We start from the raw sequence: 580 nt of genomic DNA on the forward strand, positions 1-580 counted from the left end.
GATTATTTACCGAATAACGATACGAACAATGTAGGAACGACGAGCATTACGTTGGCTGCTTTTGTAGCTGCACCAGGTCTTACGGAGGCTATGGGAACAGTAGTGTTTGATCCTGCAACGGGTACGGCTACGTATACTCCGGATGCTGCGGAAGATGGAGAAGTAACATTTTACTATGAGGTATGTAGTGATGATGGAGTTACAACAGCTCCAAACAATGTAGTATGTATGACTACTACGGTAACAATTACTGTGGATGGTTCAGACAATGACAATGATGGGGTACCAGATGGGTTAGATTTAGATGATGACAACGATGGAATATTAGATACTGCAGAGAATGATTTAGGTTTAGATCCGAGTGATGATAATGACAGTGATGGGATCCCTAACTGGCAGGATGCTGATGATCGTGGAGATGGAACTCCGGCTGCTTGTGTAGATACAACGCCTAATGATGGAGTGTGTGATATGTTAGATCCGGCGTATGATTTTGATGGCGATGGAGTACCAAATCACTTCGATCTTGACAGTGATAATGACGGGTTATATGATGTAACAGAGACAGGCGGAACGGATG

Annotated in this window: 1 pseudogene; it reads left to right on the plus strand. The window is 43.6% G+C overall.

Features of this window, described 5'->3' with window-relative positions:
• Positions 1-580 (plus strand): annotated as a pseudogene (locus ACFQS1_RS40600) (Ig-like domain-containing protein); the annotation flags it as partial.

Source organism: Paractinoplanes rhizophilus (genome assembly GCF_042664765.1).
Lineage (GTDB): Bacteria > Actinomycetota > Actinomycetes > Mycobacteriales > Micromonosporaceae > Actinoplanes > Actinoplanes rhizophilus.